Annotated in this window: 18 protein-coding genes and 2 tRNA genes; 16 read left to right on the forward strand and 4 right to left on the reverse strand. The window is 40.2% G+C overall.

Going from position 1 to position 16,904, the window contains the following annotated elements:
* The first annotated feature begins 49 nt into the window (after positions 1-49).
* From atpD to PHV30_05055, 12 genes are all read left to right on the forward strand, one after another.
* Entirely contained in the window at positions 50-1,588 is a 1,539-nt protein-coding gene (gene atpD / locus PHV30_05000) for a F0F1 ATP synthase subunit beta (GenBank protein MDD5456375.1), read from the forward strand.
* Entirely contained in the window at positions 1,563-1,967 is a 405-nt protein-coding gene (locus PHV30_05005; GenBank protein ID MDD5456376.1) for a F0F1 ATP synthase subunit epsilon, read from the forward strand. Before atpD ends, PHV30_05005 begins: the two co-directional genes overlap by 26 nt.
* Positions 1,960-2,298 (forward strand): AtpZ/AtpI family protein, encoded by a 339-nt coding sequence (locus PHV30_05010; GenBank protein MDD5456377.1) that lies wholly within the window; start codon positions 1,960-1,962, stop codon positions 2,296-2,298. Before PHV30_05005 ends, PHV30_05010 begins: the two co-directional genes overlap by 8 nt.
* The gene (locus PHV30_05015; GenBank protein ID MDD5456378.1) at positions 2,288-2,569 is read left to right on the forward strand and encodes an ATP synthase subunit I; all 282 of its coding nucleotides are present in this window, start codon (positions 2,288-2,290) and stop codon (positions 2,567-2,569) included. The genes PHV30_05010 and PHV30_05015 overlap by 11 nt, the downstream gene beginning before the upstream one ends.
* Positions 2,559-3,248, forward strand: a complete 690-nt coding sequence (locus PHV30_05020; GenBank protein ID MDD5456379.1) for a F0F1 ATP synthase subunit A — start codon at positions 2,559-2,561, stop codon at positions 3,246-3,248. The genes PHV30_05015 and PHV30_05020 overlap by 11 nt, the downstream gene beginning before the upstream one ends.
* A gap of 33 nt (positions 3,249-3,281) precedes the next feature.
* On the forward strand, positions 3,282-3,560 hold the full coding sequence (locus PHV30_05025) for a F0F1 ATP synthase subunit C (protein ID MDD5456380.1): 279 nt from the start codon (positions 3,282-3,284) through the stop codon (positions 3,558-3,560).
* Positions 3,561-3,563: 3 nt separating this feature from the next.
* Positions 3,564-4,394 carry a F0F1 ATP synthase subunit delta gene (locus PHV30_05030; GenBank protein ID MDD5456381.1) on the forward strand — a complete coding sequence of 277 codons (831 nt, stop codon included), beginning with the start codon at positions 3,564-3,566 and terminating at the stop codon, positions 4,392-4,394.
* Positions 4,391-5,974 carry an alternate F1F0 ATPase, F1 subunit alpha gene (locus PHV30_05035; protein MDD5456382.1) on the forward strand — a complete coding sequence of 528 codons (1,584 nt, stop codon included), beginning with the start codon at positions 4,391-4,393 and terminating at the stop codon, positions 5,972-5,974. The genes PHV30_05030 and PHV30_05035 overlap by 4 nt, the downstream gene beginning before the upstream one ends.
* Entirely contained in the window at positions 5,971-6,852 is an 882-nt protein-coding gene (locus tag PHV30_05040) for a F0F1 ATP synthase subunit gamma (protein MDD5456383.1), read from the forward strand. Before PHV30_05035 ends, PHV30_05040 begins: the two co-directional genes overlap by 4 nt.
* 362 nt (positions 6,853-7,214) lie before the next feature.
* The gene (locus PHV30_05045; GenBank protein MDD5456384.1) at positions 7,215-8,006 is read left to right on the forward strand and encodes a mechanosensitive ion channel; all 792 of its coding nucleotides are present in this window, start codon (positions 7,215-7,217) and stop codon (positions 8,004-8,006) included.
* A gap of 26 nt (positions 8,007-8,032) precedes the next feature.
* Complete coding sequence (locus PHV30_05050; GenBank protein ID MDD5456385.1) at positions 8,033-8,899, forward strand: polyphosphate kinase 2 family protein; 867 nt, start codon at positions 8,033-8,035, stop codon at positions 8,897-8,899.
* A gap of 197 nt (positions 8,900-9,096) precedes the next feature.
* Positions 9,097-10,344, forward strand: coding sequence for a hypothetical protein (locus PHV30_05055; GenBank protein MDD5456386.1), 1,248 nt, complete (start codon positions 9,097-9,099; stop codon positions 10,342-10,344).
* 209 nt (positions 10,345-10,553) lie between these two features.
* Here PHV30_05055 and PHV30_05060 read toward each other — a convergent pair.
* A tRNA-Gln gene (locus PHV30_05060) sits at positions 10,554-10,628 on the reverse strand.
* Between the two features lie 119 nt (positions 10,629-10,747).
* Between PHV30_05060 and PHV30_05065 the strand changes: the two genes are divergently transcribed.
* Positions 10,748-11,530, forward strand: a complete 783-nt coding sequence (locus PHV30_05065) for a response regulator (GenBank protein MDD5456387.1) — start codon at positions 10,748-10,750, stop codon at positions 11,528-11,530.
* Complete coding sequence (locus PHV30_05070) at positions 11,511-11,906, forward strand: response regulator (GenBank protein ID MDD5456388.1); 396 nt, start codon at positions 11,511-11,513, stop codon at positions 11,904-11,906. Before PHV30_05065 ends, PHV30_05070 begins: the two co-directional genes overlap by 20 nt.
* A 1-nt stretch (position 11,907) precedes the next feature.
* Here the strand turns inward: PHV30_05070 and PHV30_05075 are convergent, their stop codons facing one another.
* Positions 11,908-12,345 carry a rhodanese-like domain-containing protein gene (locus tag PHV30_05075; GenBank protein ID MDD5456389.1) on the reverse strand — a complete coding sequence of 146 codons (438 nt, stop codon included), beginning with the start codon at positions 12,343-12,345 and terminating at the stop codon, positions 11,908-11,910.
* A gap of 98 nt (positions 12,346-12,443) precedes the next feature.
* Between PHV30_05075 and htpG the strand changes: the two genes are divergently transcribed.
* Together htpG and PHV30_05085 are read left to right on the forward strand one after the other, a co-directional pair.
* Complete coding sequence (htpG, locus tag PHV30_05080) at positions 12,444-14,363, forward strand: molecular chaperone HtpG (GenBank protein MDD5456390.1); 1,920 nt, start codon at positions 12,444-12,446, stop codon at positions 14,361-14,363.
* Positions 14,364-14,456: 93 nt separating this feature from the next.
* Positions 14,457-15,875 (forward strand): cache domain-containing protein, encoded by a 1,419-nt coding sequence (locus tag PHV30_05085; protein ID MDD5456391.1) that lies wholly within the window; start codon positions 14,457-14,459, stop codon positions 15,873-15,875.
* A 225-nt stretch (positions 15,876-16,100) separates the two neighbouring features.
* Here the strand turns inward: PHV30_05085 and PHV30_05090 are convergent.
* Together PHV30_05090 and PHV30_05095 are read right to left on the reverse strand one after the other, a co-directional pair.
* Positions 16,101-16,191, reverse strand: a tRNA-Leu gene (locus PHV30_05090).
* Positions 16,192-16,278: 87 nt separating this feature from the next.
* Positions 16,279-16,904: class I SAM-dependent methyltransferase (locus PHV30_05095; GenBank protein MDD5456392.1), on the reverse strand; the 626-nt coding region annotated here is incomplete at its 5' end.

Raw genomic sequence — 16,904 nt, forward strand, 5'->3', positions numbered from 1 at the left:
TTAAGATAGAATAAATTTATTAAAAAAGTTGTATACTATATAAGTACATATGAAGAAAAAAGCAAATCCAGTTAACCTTGGTTTTGTGGTCTCCGTGCGCGGGAGTGTAGTCGATATAAAATTTGACTCTCATTTGCCTCCTATATATTCGTTACTTCATGCAAAAGAGCAGAAAATAGCAATTGAAGTGTTAGCTCAGATCGATGCGCAAGTTGTTCGGGGGATTGCTTTGACACCCACTCAGGGCTTGTCCCGGGGGACTATCGTTATCGATACAGGCGGACCATTAAAGGTACCGGTCGGCAAGACAATTCTTTCACGAATGTTTGATGTATTTGGAAATGCTATCGACCGCAAAAATGCTCCGAAAAATGTTGAATGGAGGTCTGTACATCATGCACCACCATCTCTGGAGAACCGTTCTACAAGATCAGAAATATTTGAAACCGGCATCAAGGTTATAGATGTACTAATGCCACTCGAACGTGGTGGCAAAGCCGGACTTTTCGGAGGCGCGGGAGTTGGCAAAACAGTACTGCTGACCGAAATGATCCATAATATGATAGGACACCATGAAGGTATAAGTATTTTTTGCGGTATCGGCGAACGTTGTCGCGAGGGTGAAGAACTTTATCATGATATGAAAGAAGCCGGTGTACTGCAAAACATGGTAATGGTGTTCGGCCAAATGAATGAACCGTCAGGAAGTCGTTTCCGTGTGGGGCACGCGGCACTTACTATGGCCGAATACTTTCGTGACGACCAGCATCGTGATGTATTGCTTCTCATTGACAACATATTCCGGTTTATCCAGGCCGGATCGGAAGTATCAGGCCTAATGGGGCAGATGCCGTCGCGTCTTGGCTATCAGCCCACCATGGGCACCGAACTGTCCGCACTGGAGGAGCGTATAGCCAATACGGACAGCGGAGCTATTACTTCAATTCAGGCAGTATATGTGCCGGCAGACGATTTTACAGACCCTGCAGCAGTACATACTTTTTCGCATCTTTCTGCCTCTATAGTTCTTTCCCGCAAACGTGCCAGTGAGGGACTTTATCCTGCCATAGACCCATTGCAGTCTAATTCAAAAATGGCAACACCCGGAATTATTGGCGAACGCCATTATAATCTGGCTCAAAAGATTCGTCACACCCTTGCCCAATATGCTGATCTCAAGGATATTATAGCCATGCTTGGGTTGGAGCAACTTTCTCCGGAGGATCGCAATGTAGTCGCCCGGGCACGACGACTGGAACGTTTTTTGACACAGCCTTTTTTTACAACCGAACAATTTAGCGGTATAAAAGGAAAACTTGTCACCCTTGATGATTCGCTGGACGGTTGTGAAAGAATTCTTAACGATGAATTCAAGGACTATCAGGAAAGCGCACTATATATGATAGGAACAATTGATGAAGCCAAAAAAAAATATCAGTCCAAAAAAACTGATATCCATACAGTTACCGGGCCAGCAGTGAATGCCCCTCTGAATCCCACAAATAATTCAAAGCCCAAAGATGCATCGAATCCAGTGCCAGAATCTAAAACGGAGGTTAAAAATGCCGTCAGCAATGATGAATCTTAAGATTCTTCTTCCCTTCAAAGTTTTCGCTGATAAAACTGACGTTTCTCGTATTGTTGCTGAAACCAGTGAAGGGGTTTTTGGAATTCTTCCTCATAGGCTTGATTGTGTTACAGCGCTAACTCCCGGCATACTTGTCTACGAAAACAAAGCCGAGGGTGAAACTTTTGTAGCTCTGGATGAAGGGGTGCTGGTAAAGACAGGTCAGGATGTCCTTATATCAGCACGAAATGCCATTGCTGGAAAAGATCTTGAACATTTGCGCGATGCCATAGACCACGATTTTTTAAGTCTCGATGAACAGGAAAAAAATGTCCGTACGGTTATTGCCAAAATGGAAAGCGGTTTCATTCGCCGTTTTTCGGAGTTTCAGCATGACTGAAAAAATAGAAAAAAAAAGTGTTGATGAACGAACCGCTTTCAGTAAGGAAGTCGGATCCAAGGCAGACCGTAAACTCAGGGCAATTCGAGACTCCTCGCATAGTGTATGGTTTGGATTGGGAATGATGGGCCTTGTAGGATGGTCGGTGGTAATTCCGACACTACTTGGCACATTTCTGGGAATATGGCTAGATAAACATCACCAGGGGAACCATTCCTGGACTCTGATGCTGCTGATTATAGGTTTGATAATAGGTTGTTTTAACGCCTGGCATTGGATTGACAAGGAAGACAAAGAAATGAGGGAAGACCGGGGCAATCATGACAAATGATATAATTATGCTGGTCATATCGATAATTTTCGGACTTTTGTTGGGGATATTTTTCTATGGGGGTCTTTGGTGGACAGTTCGCAAGATGCTTAACTCCAAACAATCGGCTCTTTGGTTTCTTGGGGGACGGTTGCTGCGAACAGGCATAGTTTTGACGGGGTTTTATTATGTCTCTCAGGGTCATTGGCAAAGGTTCCTGGCATGTATGCTCGGTTTTATTCTGGCTCGTCTTCTAGTGACACGATTGACAGGAGGATATGATGCATCTTAGTCCTGATGAAATTATCTTCTGGCAGACAGGATTTATAAAACTCAACGCTACCATAGTATATACATGGGGACTTATGTTTTTTCTCTCGGTCTTCTCAATTATTATTACCCGCAAACTTGAACACGGGCTTAAACGTTCCCGCTGGCAAAACCTTTTGGAGATAGTTGTTATAAATATTGTAAAGCAAATTGATGATGTAGGCTTAAAACAGCCACGAAAATATATGGGCTTTCTTGGAACACTCTTTTTACTGGTCGCTTCGGCTAGTCTCTGTACGATTATTCCTGGATACGAGCCCCCAACAGGATCACTTTCAACCACTGCGGCTCTTGCCTTGTGTGTGTTTGTAGCTGTTCCTTTTTTTGGAATTAAGGAGCAAGGGGTAGTTAATTACCTTAAGTCCTATTTAAAGCCAACGGTTATTATGCTGCCTTTTAACATAATCAGTGAACTTTCACGGACATTGGCGTTGGCTGTACGTTTATTCGGGAACATGATGAGCGGTGCAATGATTATTAGTATTCTGCTTACAATTACGCCATTCATTTTCCCGGTTATCATGACGGCATTGGGTCTGCTTACCGGTATGGTTCAAGCTTATATCTTCAGTATTTTAGCAGGTGTCTACATTGCGGCAGCTACCAAAGTCCGTCAGCCCAAGGATAGAAACGATGAATAAGTGTGAAAAAATAAACTTAGGAAAGGAGTAATTATGGATAATATTACAACAATTGCAGTAGCCTCAGTCATTATTTCTGGGATCACAACAAGTTTCGGAGTTTTAGGAACTGCGCTCGGAGAAGGACGGGCAGTATCATCTGCGCTTACCTCATTGGCCCAGCAACCCGATGCTTCGCCTACCATTACCAGAACACTGTTCGTAGGTCTTGCTATGATCGAGTCAACAGCCATATACTGTTTCGTGATCTCGATGATCCTGATTTTTGCCAATCCATTCTGGAACTATATTATTATGCACGGAGGTAAATAAACCATGCTCATTGACTGGTTTACATTCAGTGCTCAGGTAGTAAACTTCCTTATCCTAATATGGTTGATGAAACATTTTTTGTACAAACCTGTGCTGAATGCCATAGACGCCCGCGAAAAACTTATTGCAAAAGAACTTGCAGATGCTGCCAAGAAACAAACCGAGGCAAAAAAGGAGCGAGACCTGTATGAACAGAAGAACGAAAAATTTGATCTGCACTACAATAAGCTTCTGGGTAAAGTCAAGGCAGAAGCAGATGCAGAACGTAAACGTCTTCTTAATCAGGTACAAAATGATACAGAAGTCTTGCGTTCAAAACAAGATAATGCCTTAAAAAGTGATCTTGTGAATCTGCAAAAAGAAATTTCCCGGCAAACACAGGATGAAGTTTTTGCCATAACCAGAAAGGTCATGACAGATCTTGCCGGGACAACCCTGGAAGAACAAATCAGTAAAGTATTCACCAATATTGTCAGGAACCTCGATTCAGAAAAAAAACAAGATCTGGCTAAGGCGCTGAAAGCTTCATCAGAACCTGCTGTTGTGCGCAGCGCTTTTGTTTTGCCGCAAAAACAGCAAGACACTATAAAAAAGGCGCTTGAGGAAATTTTTTCAGAAAAATTAAATATCCGGTTTGAAACTTCCCCCAAAGTGATAAGCGGTATTGAACTCAGCACTAACGGACAAAAAATTGCCTGGAGCATTGCCGATTATCTGGTAAACCTGGAAAACAGAATTAACAAACTACTGGGCGAGCAAACAAAAATTATTGCCAAACATAAGACAAAACCAACCTTAAAGTCTAAGGCTAAGGTAAAAAAGAAAGTTAAATGAATATCTCATCAAACCCTTTGAAACCAACCTTTGACCGTACGTTTGATTACCTGAAAAAAGGGAGAAGTACCTTTGATCCCCAACTGGTTGCACAAGAGGTTGGAACAATTGTCAGCATCTCGACAGGAATCGCGAAAATTTCAGGACTACCCGGGATTGGATTTGACGAGCTTGTAGAATTTCCAGGGGAAATTTTTGGTATTGCGTTTAACGTAGATGAAACCGAAATCGGAATTATTCTGCTTGGCGATTATACCCAATTAAGCGCAGGAGACGAGGTTAAGCGGACCGGCAGGGTTATGGACATTGTGGTGGGTGAGGAACTGTTAGGCCGCGTTATTGACCCTTTAGGGGACCCACTTGATGACCATGGATTTTTATCTACAACACAAAGAAAACCTATAGAACGACCCGCTCCCAGTATTATGGATCGCTCACCGGTTACTGTACCGCTCCAAACCGGACTTAAGGTTATCGACGCACTCATTCCTATCGGACGTGGTCAGCGTGAGTTGATTCTTGGTGACCGACAAACCGGCAAAACAGCGATTGCCCTTGATACTATCCTCAATCAACGAGATCAAAATGTTATATGTGTGTATTGTGCCATAGGACAACGAGCCTCGGCTGTTGCCAAGTCTGTTGCGACTCTTAGGGAAAAAGGCGCTATGGACTATACCGTAGTCATGGTAACCGAAGGTAACGATCCACCGGGCCTTGCTTATATAGCTCCTTACGCAGCTACCAGTATCGCTGAGTATTTTATGGAAAAAGGTAAAGATGTACTTATTGTATACGATGACCTCACCCATCATGCTCGCGCATATCGTGAACTTTCACTCTTGCTGCGTCGTCCACCGGGTCGCGAAGCATTCCCGGGCGATATTTTTTATATCCATTCCCGCTTACTGGAACGCGCAACACATTTACACAAAGAACTAGGGGGAGGGTCCCTCACAGCTCTGCCAATTATAGAAACCGAGGCTCAGGATATTTCAGCGTATATCCCAACCAACTTAATTTCAATAACCGACGGACAAATATATCTCTCTCCGTCACTGTTTGAACTGGGTGTATTACCCGCAGTTGATGTTGGTAAGTCGGTTTCGCGTGTTGGGGGGAAAGCGCAACTTTCAGCCTTCCGTGATCTGGCCGGTGATTTGAAACTCGCTTATGCGCAGTTTGAAGAACTGGAAACTTTTTCCCGATTTGGGGCACGTCTGGATGAAGCTACACGTCAAATTATTGAGCATGGGTGGCGTATTCGTGCCTGTCTTAAACAACAGGAATTCTCACCGGTGGCCGTGGCAGCTCAAATTATTATTCTGCTGGCTCTGACCACCAAACTTTTTGACAATATTTTGCTCGACAAAATAAATGACGCGCAAAGCGCCGTGCTTGAAGCAGCAGTAAACATACCGGAAAACATAAAGAAAAGATTATATACTGTTGATAAACTAAGTGACGATGATCGTAAAGCCCTGATAGAAATAGCACGTCAGGCACTTGCCGGATTTCAACCCAAACCGGAAGCCAAGGCCGACCCTGACGTAGACCCTGAACCTAAAGAAAAGTCATGAGCAATACTACCGTAAATTTACGCAGAAAAATAACTATCGCCGGAGACCTCCAATCGGTAGTGCGCACTATGAAAGCACTGGCAGCATCTAATATAGGACAATATGAAGAGTCTGTCCGTGCCCTGGCAAACTATCACCATGTTGTGGAACTGGGTCTGGGTACCTGTTTTCGAAAAACCAAACCTGAGCGCTCAACCCCTAAAAGACAAAAACAAGCGGATATAACCGGCGCTGTTGTTTTTGGTTCGGACCAGGGACTGGTAGGCCAGTTTAATGATGTAATTGTAGAGTATGCAGTAAAAACTTTATCCGCTCTGTCGAGCCATCCCAAAGTCTGGGCAGTCGGTGAACGTGTTCATACACGTCTTACAGACTCCGGATTAGAGGTAACAGGTTTCTTTGCTGTTCCCGGTTCCGTAAATTCAATCACCCCGATGATAGGTCAGATTCTTGTTGAAAGCGAGACATATCTGCAACAAAATAGGTCAACCGAACTTTACCTTTTTTATAACCGTCCTACCTCAAAAGCGGGCTATACACCTATTGGCCAACGATTACTTCCCCTGGACGAAACTTGGCGAAGAAATTTATCCCTGATTCCCTGGCCAACCAAAAACATACCGGAAGTTATGGGTAAAGGTTCAAAAACCCTGAGGGCATTTATTCGAGAATATTTGTTTGTCTCACTATTTCGCGCATGTTCCGAATCTCTCGCGAGTGAGAATGCCAGCCGCCTGGCAGCGATGCAGCGTGCTGATAAAAATATCGATGAGCTGCTGGAATACCTCAACGAGACATTCCATCGGTTACGTCAAAGTGGTATCGATGAGGAACTTTTTGATGTTATTTCCGGATTTGAGGCGCTGTCAGGCAGATAGGTTCCGTTATATAAAGGTAAAAAGTCAGTTAAATATAGAAAATACAGATTACCTTCTTATTTCAGACGTTGTATTCTTGGTAAATAATGAATGATTATTTATCGTCATTTTTGATTTTAATTTTTGCATTTTTTATAGGGGTAAGCCTGTATTTTGTTATTAGAATTCTTTTAAAACGAACCTTAAATATATCATTGCTGCAAAATTTATCCATAAAACTTGATCTGCTTGAACGCCCTTTTCTGCTGCTCCTTCCAATGTTATCGATTATGATTATTTTCCCTTTGTTAAGCTTCCCAGCCAATATAAAAGTATTTATTAGTCGCCTGGTTGATATTGCGCTGATTATCTCGCTATGCTGGATGCTGTTGAAAATTATACAAATTATTCGTAATGTGGTATTGAGTAGACACAATATTGAAATTAAAGACAATATTCATGTCCGAACTCTTCACACACAGATTCAGTTGTTAACTAATATAATTTCAATAATTATCATAATTTTAACTATAGCTTTAATACTTTTATCATTCCCCGAGGCAAAACAAGTGGGGATAACAATTCTGGCCTCAGCCGGTATTATCGGAGTTATATTAGGACTCACGGCACAAAAAACTTTAGGAAATCTGATTGCCGGGATTCAAATTGCCATTTCTCAACCAATACGAATTGATGATGTGGTAGTTGTGGAAAATGAATGGGGCAGGATAGAAGAAATAACCTTAACCTATGTAGTGGTCAGGATATGGGACTTGCGGCGATTAATTGTTCCTATAGCCTATTTTGTTGAAAAGCCATTTCAAAACTGGACTCACAGATCCGACCAGTTAATGGGCACAGTTTTTTTTTATGTTGATTATTCTTTGCCAGTAAATGAACTCCGGAATGAACTAACTGCTATCCTTAACAAAAGTAAGTTTTGGGATAAACGGGTTAATGACTTGTCTGTGACCAACCTTACCGAGAAGACAGTTGAACTGCGGGCAGTGGTTAGTGCCGCTGATTCATCTACATTATGGAATTTGCGCTGTGAGGTGCGAGAAAAACTCTGGCTATTTCTACAGAAAAATTTTATCGACAATTTTCCGCGGGTTCGTATTGAGATGAAGCCCGACAATGTGAATACCCAAGGCTCAAAGTTAACATCGGTTTGAAATGCTGACCAAAGGAGAGGTTAATTATGAAAAAAATTCATTCATCTGAGTTTCGCGTAACAGGCGGAGAACCGGTTAATCTTAGAAAAAGGCCGACAGCTATAAAACCCTTTTATGAATCAAAAAAACAGTATAAAGAATTTCTGCATGCACACGTTAAAGAGTTGAGCGAACAGCAAAGCCTGCTTTATGCTTCCAGTCGTTATTCATTGCTACTGATCATTCAAGGCATGGATGCAGCGGGCAAGGATGGTATTATCAAGCATGTGATGTCCGGAGTGAATCCGCAAGGTTGTGAAGTTTTTAGTTTCAAGCAGCCGAGTGTTGAAGAACTCAAACATGATTTTTTATGGCGAACAACCTGTAAATTACCGGAACGTGGACGATTCGGTATTTTCAATCGTTCTTACTATGAAGAAGTACTTATTGTTCGCGTTCATCCTGAAATTCTGATGGCCCAAGGGTTACCGGATAAACTTATTAATGAAAAAAATATCTGGACTGAAAGATTTCGCTCTATCGTGGATATGGAATCGCATCTTTATCATAATGGCACCAGGATTATTAAAGTTTTTCTTCATCTTTCAAAGGACGAACAGCGCAAGAGGTTCCTTGAGCGTATAGACAGTCCTGAACATAACTGGAAATTCAGCCTGACAGATGTTACAGAACGAAAATTATGGGACCAATATATGAAAGTTTATGAAGATTGCTTAAGCAATACCAGCCTGACGGTTGCCCCCTGGTATATTGTCCCGGCAGATGATAAAAAAAATGCCCGACTTATTGTTTCGCAAATTATTCTTGATACATTGCAACCACTGGAGCTAAGTTATCCGAAGCTGGATAAGGTTCAGGAAAAAGAACTGGAATTAAGTCGAAAACAACTTTAAATTTCAAGAGAAAGGTTTGGACTGAGAAGCACCAGCTTCCCCTTAGGGATCGGTCACTGCTTCATTTCGCAGTTCTGTTCGGCGCTCTCAACACATCGTCCTTAAAGAAAAATTTTTAAGGTAAAAAAACTGGGATTTTCCTAAATTTTTTCCGAAACATTAATGGAAAACCAAAAAGAAAAGGAATTTTTTGGAAAATGATTAATACTAAATTAGTGGCTATTGTACAAGGACAAATACACAACAATATAAAGTGTATAGCGCCGGAATTACTTTTTTCAGAACCTGAGCATCCGTCTTTAAAAACTTTTATCGAAGTACCCGATAGTTTGTTCAAGCAGGCCTACCGGCATTTCGGCGAGGATATGGGTTCGGCTTTTTTTATAAATGTAGGTAGTACAGCGTTAATCGAATTATTATTAAGCAAGTTTTTTCCCGTTGGCATTGAAACTCAAAGATTAATACTTACTTTCGCCGGCTCTATGACAGAGAATATTGGTTTTTATATCCCAAATTTGTTAAGAGCCTGGAATACATACAGAACAACACCGATCGAGAACAGATTGCCTATAAGATCATATTTAAAGGATGTTTTAATAAAAGGATCAATAACCTTGATGTGGGACACCGCTATCCATGATCCATTGTATTGGATATCAATGTATCTGGGTCAAATATTCCTGCCTGCAACACCTGCCTGGTTGATCGCCATCGCTTCATTTATATTGGCGTTGATTATAATAACCAATGCTCAAGTGGCTCTGAAGGAAATTAAATATGCTATGTTAGCTCGTAGTTTACGTAAAGCGGGTTTTGAAGAGGAGCCTTATTATGAGGCAAGGTTTTATCTGCCTAAGACATCTAATACGCCGGTACAGGAGATATTAGATACAATGGCTTCAAAATTTAATCTCTATGAAAAGTTTAGCGGGCAGTATCATGATAAATATTTTCGCCCAAGTAACGAGGAGATAGCCGGAAGGAATGTTCTGGTAAGGACACGGGAAAGAGAAACCGCTGAAGCTGTTCCAAGAAAATCCGCACAAGTTATATTCGTTAAAAGCGAGCAAATGGAGCAAAAATGCAAATCGATGCATAACTATTTTGTTATTAAAAAAACAAAGTTCAGGTACATTTTGCAGCAGAACCTGAGTTTGCTGGAAAGCCTTTTTACCAGTGGCCTGAATAAGGCAGGAAGATTAATTCTTAAGAGGACCAGAGGCAATGAATCGATGAATATCACTTTTAACAGAATGATGGTAAGAGATCCGGAAAAACTTTACTTTGCCATAGATGATTTGAATGAACATTTTCCATATTATATTGTGGAATTAAAAGCCTGGTCTGATTTGAATATGCTTAAAGAAGCCATGCGTTTTCTGATGATTAAATATCCGGTGCATATAACTACACACCCCAAATCAAGTCTGATGGATTATATATAAAAACAAACTGACTGCCCCGCAAGGACAATCTCCACTTCGTTACGATGCAATCCCTAAACTCAGTTGCGCTGACGCTGACTTCGTTAAGGGCCTTAGCCGAACCTCTTCTCGGTTCTCGTCCTCGCGGGCGTATTTTGAAGTTATAATTTTGGGGAGTTGTTAATAAACCACTGATTAGCTGTACAATAGCCAAGTTCGTATTACGAACTTGGCTGCCCCGCAAGGACTCGAACCTCGGATAACGGGACCAAAACCCGCTGTGTTGCCAATTACACCACGGGGCAACGCGATATTAATTATAGGCTATTTCGAATAATTTTGACAATGCAAAAATTTTTTTCCTTCACAATTTATTGCAAGTTCTTTATTATGTATAGTAAACCTACTGTAAGCGCAGATTTATATGAAAAAAATTTTAGTTATTGATGATTCTCCAATAATCAGAAAAATAATGCACCAATATATACAAATCCTTGGCTATGAATGTGACCAGGCAGAAAGCGGAATGCAAGCCATGGAACAAGTAAAAAACAATGATTATGTTCTGATTTTTACGGATATTCATATGCCGCAGATGGATGGTTTTGTTACTTCTAAAAACATCAGAGAAATCGAAGATTCTCTGCATAAACAGCATGCGCCGATTATCGCAATAACCGGAACTCTCTTGGAAGAATATACTGACAAATATAAGATTTATGGTATTAACGACTGTATTCGCAAGCCGGTTGAAAAATCAAACATACTGGAAATATTAGCTAAATTTGTTGAAAGTAAGGAACTCAGGCTTTCTCCGACAGAGCCAGCTGAAACGCAAAGTGCGAATGACAATCTGATACCTATAAATCTTAAACAGGTTGTCAGCGAGTTCAGCGGTGACAGAAAAATGGTCGTAGATATTTTAAAAGAATTTTTAGAAATCAGTGGTGAACAGATACAACAAATCAAACAGGCCGTGGTAAAAGGCGATTATCAGATAGTAAAAAATCTGTCGCATTCTATTAAAGGTGGCTCGGCAAATCTATGTGCTCCGCTGTTATCAGCTGCTGCCAAAGACCTTGAAATGATGGTAATTTCGGGGCATAATGAAGATGCTAAACATTTAGTAAATAAACTGGTCAGAGAACATATTTGTTTGCAAGACTATTATCGGAAGGTGATTTGTAATGAAAATAATGATTGTTGATGATGAACTGGTAAGCAGAAGTAAATTGACTATGATCCTCAGACAATTCGGTATCTGCCATGAATATGATCGTGGCGACAGGGCCGTTATCGCTTTTGAAAGAGCTCTTATAGAAAAACAACCCTATAATTTGATGACGCTGGATATTTCCATGCCTGATATGGGAGGCATGCTGGTCCTGAGCAAGATAAGGGCAATCGAAGACAGAATGAGGGTAGCGCCTGAAAATAAAGTAGTTATCATTATGGTTACTTCCAATGATGAAAAAGAAAGTTTTTTTACAGCCATTTCTCAGCATTGTAATGATTATATAATTAAGCCAGTAGAAAAAGAGGTTATGCTACAGCGCTTAAAAAAACTTGATCTGATAAAATAGGTTATTTTTCAGTCGGCAGGTCCTGCATATCCCATTCCAGCATGCCACCGTTCATGATGTATACTTCTTTGAATTTGTGTTTTTTCATGATATAAAAAGCTCTCTGACTGCGACTGTCGCGCTGTCCGTAAATTATATATTTTTGTTGCTTGTTTAATTTTTTCAGAAATTTTATGTAGTTCAGGTCCATGACACTCATGTTTATGGCATTTTTTATATGTTTGCGACTGAATTCTTTAGGAGAACGGACGTCAATCAGCTGATATTCTCTGCTGTTTTTATTTATTAATTCATATACTGTTTTTGGGTCAATTGCCATGAGCATCTGCTTGTTTTGATAAGCAACAGAGTGTTTCCTTCTTAGAATATCCAGAATAATTGCTACCATTACCAAAAATAAAAGGAATAATATCAGTATATTCAAAATTATAAGTTGCATTTTATAAACCTCAGTCTTGGCTTGATATTCAGATTTACAATCAAAACTAGTTTTATTATAATCATTTATGCAAATTGTTAAAGAGAGGTGGTACATAAATGCCTAAATCACAAATGGAAAAATTTGAGTTCAAAACAGAAGTAAAACAATTATTAGAACTGGTTATTCATTCTTTGTATTCTCATAAAGATATTTTTCTGCGGGAGCTGATTTCCAACGCAGCTGATGCCATAGATCGTTTGCGATTCGAATCATTAACAGATACGGAATTAAAAAAGGATAATAAGGATAATATTGAATGGAAAATAAAACTGGTAAGGGATGAAAAACAAAGGACACTGACTATTTCCGATAACGGCATTGGAATGACCCATGATGAATTGGTTGATCATTTAGGAACTATCGCTAAATCAGGAACCAAAACCTTTCTGGAACAGTTAAAAAAGATAGATACCAAACAGGACCTTTCTTTAATCGGTCAATTCGGTGTGGGATTTTATTCATCATTTATGGTAGCCGACAAGGTAACCGTTGTTTCGCGTCATGCCAAAAGTGATACTGCCAATAAATGGGTTAGTGACGGAGAAGGCGGTTTCCAGGTGGAACCCGCAAACAAATCTGAAGCCGGTACAGATGTTATCTTGCATTTAAAAGATGACGCTCAGGATTATCTTCAGGAACATCAATTACGTGATATTGTAAAAAAATATTCGGACTTTGTAGAACATCCTATTGTGATTGATGTGGAAAAAGAAGAAAAACTGGTGGACCAGGATAATAAAACCATTAAGAAAAAAGTTGAGGAAACGCTTAATTCCCGCAAGGCATTGTGGGCCAAAGCTAAAAATGAAATTAAAGATGAAGAATACATTGAGTTCTATAAACATTTAGCGCATGATTTGAACCCTCCCTTGAAAACAATTCACTATTCCGCTGAAGGAACAATAGAATTCAAAGCTTTAATCTATATACCGCAGAAAGCGCCTTTTGATCTGTTTTTTCCTGATTCCATCAAAGGCATACATTTATACGTTAAACGGATTTTTATCATGGATGATTGTAAAAAACTTATCCCAGAATATTTGCGATTTGTAAAAGGTGTGGTAGATGCCAATGATTTGCCTTTAAACGTGTCCAGAGAAATATTGCAGCAGGACGCGGCTCTGGAAAAAATCAAGAAAAATGTAGTAAACAAAATATTGCAAACACTGCAAACAATGCTGGATAAAGAATATGACGAATATGTGAAATTCTACAGGGAATTTGGCAAGGTTCTGAAAGAGGGTATTCATTATGATTATGAAAACAAGGATAAAATCCTGGAACTATGCTTGTATGAAACCTCCAAAACAGGCAACGGTGAGTTTAAATCTCTGAAACAATATGTGGAAAACATGCCAAAAGACCAAAAAGACATCTATTACATAATTGCTGAAAATAAAGCAGCTGCCATGATGTCACCGCATCTGGAAATATTTAAGAAAAAGGACCTGGAAGTTCTGGTCATGACCGACACTATAGACGAGTGGGTGTTGGGCTCTGTTTTTGAATACAAAGGTAAAAAGCTGAAAGCCGTTGATAAAGGAGATTTGTCTATGGCTGACAAGGATGCAGAAAAGGAAATCAAAGAAAAAAAAGAGCAGTACACGGATTTATTAAGCTTTATGCAGAAAGAGCTGGAGCAGGAGGTAAAAGAAGTTACTTTTTCTGCACGTCTTACAGACAGCCCGAGTTGTCTGGTGCTGGACGAAAGTGGAATGAGCAAACAAATGGAACAAATGTTTAAGGCCATGGGGCAGGATGTGCCGGCGCAAAAAAAGATCCTGGAAATAAATGCCTCTCATCCCATAGTAGAAGTAATGCAAAAAATATTTTCTGAAAGCAAAGAAAATCCGGTATTAAAAGATTATGTACAATTACTCTATGATCAGGCAGTGCTTGCCGAAGGCGGGAAAATCAAAGACCCATTGCAGTTCGTCAAGAAAATAAGCGAATTGATGATCAGGGCAGCCAAATAAAATTTTATGAAAGGCTGTTTTTTTCAGGCCTCTCAAGTATAATTATTTATAAGACATTTATATGGGGGATTTTTTATTTTTAGCAGATTAACCTTGCGATCTAAAATTATTATTGCTGGCGTCATAACAGCTTTTTGTTTTTCCACACTTATAGGTTGGATGTTTTTACGCTTCAAAGATGTAATATATGAAGGCAAATATCAGAAAACAAAAGAGCTGGTGGAAACCGTTTGGAGTTTTGCCCAGGATAATTATCAGAGATACAAAAACGGTGAATTTTCAGAAGACGAAGCAAAACGCAGAACCATAACGAGAGTAAAAAGTATGCGTTACGCTCAAAATGATTATTTTTGGATCAACGACATGTCCCCCAAAATGATCATGCATCCTATTAAGCCCGAAATGGACGGCACTGATGTGTCAAATTATTCCGATCCAAAAGGGAAAAAACTGTTTATGGAATTTGTGGAAGTCTGTAAGAATAACGGTGGAGGTTTTGTAAGTTATTACTGGCCCAAGCCAGGTTACAATAAGCCTGTACCTAAAATTTCTTATGTTAAATTAATAGAACAATGGAACTGGATAATAGGGACAGGTATATACGTTGATGATGTAGAAAAAGAGGTAAATAATATATTCTACATTTTACTTACTTTTATAATAATACTAACAATCGGTACTCTGTTTTGTTTTGTGTTTCTGGCTGAATCTACAACCAAGCCGATGATAAAAACCCTGGACAGACTAAATGATGTTTTAGGAGAACTATCAACGGCAACTGTTGATTTGGAGGCAGCCAGCGATATGATGCAAAAAGGAAGTACCGAGCAGTCTGATTCCCTTCGTTCGGTGTCACAAACTATTGAACAACTGGCTGATCAAATATCTACGACGGTTACTCATTCTGTGGATGCACTTAATTCCGTAAAACATGTGAACCATGTGTCGCATGAAGGAAATGATGAAATGCAGGAAATGAGCAAGTCTATGCAGGACTTAAAGAAATCCAGCGAAGAAATATCCAATATCATAAAACTTATCGACGATATAGCTTTTCAAACCAACCTGCTTTCCTTAAATGCTGCGGTGGAAGCAGCGAGAGCGGGTGAGGCGGGAAAAGGTTTTGCTGTTGTGGCAGATGAAGTGCGCAATCTGGCGCAGCGCACATCGCAGTCTGCAAAAAATACCACGAGTATTATTGAAAGAAACATTGCATTGTCCGAACAGGGTACTCATTTCACAGACAGTCTGGCCAAATCTTTACAGGACATTTATACGCATGCCGATAAAGTTACTGACCTGATGAAGGAAATTTCCAATACAACTCAAAACCAGGCTGAAAAAATTATGGACCTGGTTACTTCCATGGCCACAATCCGTGAAGTAATGGAACAATACGCCGTGAACTCCGAGCAAACCACCAAATCAATTCAGGGTTATAATTCTCAAATTATAACAATCCAAAAAATAATTCACGAAACAAACGATTTTTTGCGCGGGAACCAGGCTTAAATAATTCAACTTTGGCGCGACAGTCTCTCACCTTGGCGAAGTCTGGGTCGCTAAACTATAAAATATTTTGTTTAAGCGGAGTTATCAGGGTTTATCTATGGAACAACAAGATATCAGCACACAAGTCAGCTGGGGGAAGCAGCGATCCGCCTCTAGGGCGGAGAGCGTTGAGGGGGGCAGCTTCGCTGGCCCTCTTAAATACGTTCAATTGATTTCCAAATCAAGTGGTGCCGGGGGCCGGACTTGAACCGGCACGGCAATGTGAATTACCATGGGATTTTAAGTCCCACGTGTCTACCAATTCCACCACCTCGGCACTAAAAACTAAGTGCTATTATAATCAATAAAAGTAGTATTAACAATATTAATATCTTCAGAAACAGCTTGCTGAGCGTTATAAAAGCTATTTATACAAATAAACCGTGAAATTATCCGGGGAATAATCATGACGTAAAACAGCCTTGGGGGTCAATGACAGGCAGAAGTTCAGTGTTTCTCCGGCATCAAAGTAGTTGAGGTTGGACTCATCCTTGCTTTCGCTGACACTGGATAGAAAATTTACCGCCACGCCTTTTTCTGCAAGGTCGAACATTTTATGCAGTGCGCGGTTGCGGTAATCGGATATGTTTTCCATTTTGCCCAGATTAAAAAGACCGTCAGCCAGAATATATTCGGCTGTATCGTTAAAATCTTTATCTAAAATGTTGATGTTCCGGAAATCCGCATCCGGTTCGTTTTCCGCAGCTACTCTGTAAGCCCTTGGAGAAATATCAATGCCGGTATATTTGAAGGAACTCAGAAATTCAGTGAGATACTTATAAAACAAACCTACGTTGCTGCCAACTTCCAGTATAGAACTGTAGTCGAGGTCGCTGATCTCGGTCAAAATGCGATACTTGAGCAGCATATTTTCCTGTGTGCCATTATCCCCGCTGCGAAAGTCTATATTAAAACGATCAACAAGGGAATCGTAAAAAGCAGCTACTTTTTGAAAATAATCCTTGTACATAGTAACAATATGATAGCAGA

It is taken from the genome of Candidatus Margulisiibacteriota bacterium, assembly GCA_028715625.1.
In the GTDB taxonomy this organism is placed as follows: domain Bacteria; phylum Margulisbacteria; class Riflemargulisbacteria; order GWF2-35-9; family GWF2-35-9; genus JAQURL01.